At 53.0% G+C, this 1,629-nt stretch carries 1 rRNA gene; it reads left to right on the top strand.

Annotated features, from left to right (window positions below):
- The first annotated feature begins 82 nt into the window (after positions 1-82).
- Positions 83-1,624: ribosomal RNA gene (locus F3J29_RS22575) — 16S ribosomal RNA — on the top strand.
- Positions 1,625-1,629: the final 5 nt, after the last annotated feature.

Raw genomic sequence — 1,629 nt, 5'->3', positions numbered from 1 at the left:
CGGATGCAAACAAATATCAAGTCTTGAAGAGTGACTACTGATTTTATAAACAGTTTTAATTCTTTGAGCATCAAACACTTTTAAATTGAAGAGTTTGATCATGGCTCAGATTGAACGCTGGCGGCAGGCCTAACACATGCAAGTCGAGCGGTAGCACGGGAGAGCTTGCTCTCTGGGTGACGAGCGGCGGACGGGTGAGTAATGTCTGGGGATCTGCCTGATGGAGGGGGATAACTACTGGAAACGGTAGCTAATACCGCATAACGTCGCAAGACCAAAGAGGGGGACCTTCGGGCCTCTTGCCATCAGATGAACCCAGATGGGATTAGCTAGTAGGTGGGGTAATGGCTCACCTAGGCGACGATCCCTAGCTGGTCTGAGAGGATGACCAGCCACACTGGAACTGAGACACGGTCCAGACTCCTACGGGAGGCAGCAGTGGGGAATATTGCACAATGGGCGCAAGCCTGATGCAGCCATGCCGCGTGTATGAAGAAGGCCTTCGGGTTGTAAAGTACTTTCAGCGAGGAGGAAGGCATTAAGGTTAATAACCTTGGTGATTGACGTTACTCGCAGAAGAAGCACCGGCTAACTCCGTGCCAGCAGCCGCGGTAATACGGAGGGTGCAAGCGTTAATCGGAATTACTGGGCGTAAAGCGCACGCAGGCGGTTTGTTAAGTCGGATGTGAAATCCCCGGGCTCAACCTGGGAACTGCATTCGAAACTGGCAAGCTTGAGTCTTGTAGAGGGGGGTAGAATTCCAGGTGTAGCGGTGAAATGCGTAGAGATCTGGAGGAATACCGGTGGCGAAGGCGGCCCCCTGGACAAAGACTGACGCTCAGGTGCGAAAGCGTGGGGAGCAAACAGGATTAGATACCCTGGTAGTCCACGCCGTAAACGATGTCGACTTGGAGGTTGTGCCCTTGAGGCGTGGCTTCCGGAGCTAACGCGTTAAGTCGACCGCCTGGGGAGTACGGCCGCAAGGTTAAAACTCAAATGAATTGACGGGGGCCCGCACAAGCGGTGGAGCATGTGGTTTAATTCGATGCAACGCGAAGAACCTTACCTACTCTTGACATCCAGAGAACTTTCCAGAGATGGATTGGTGCCTTCGGGAACTCTGAGACAGGTGCTGCATGGCTGTCGTCAGCTCGTGTTGTGAAATGTTGGGTTAAGTCCCGCAACGAGCGCAACCCTTATCCTTTGTTGCCAGCGGTTCGGCCGGGAACTCAAAGGAGACTGCCAGTGATAAACTGGAGGAAGGTGGGGATGACGTCAAGTCATCATGGCCCTTACGAGTAGGGCTACACACGTGCTACAATGGCGCATACAAAGAGAAGCGACCTCGCGAGAGCAAGCGGACCTCATAAAGTGCGTCGTAGTCCGGATTGGAGTCTGCAACTCGACTCCATGAAGTCGGAATCGCTAGTAATCGTAGATCAGAATGCTACGGTGAATACGTTCCCGGGCCTTGTACACACCGCCCGTCACACCATGGGAGTGGGTTGCAAAAGAAGTAGGTAGCTTAACCTTCGGGAGGGCGCTTACCACTTTGTGATTCATGACTGGGGTGAAGTCGTAACAAGGTAACCGTAGGGGAACCTGCGGTTGGATCACCTCCTTACCTAA

This window comes from Enterobacter sp. Cy-643 (assembly GCF_011752815.1).
Lineage (GTDB): Bacteria > Pseudomonadota > Gammaproteobacteria > Enterobacterales > Enterobacteriaceae > Cedecea.
Note: the sequence above shows the minus strand (reverse complement) of the source record. Positions and strands in the feature narration are given on the sequence as shown.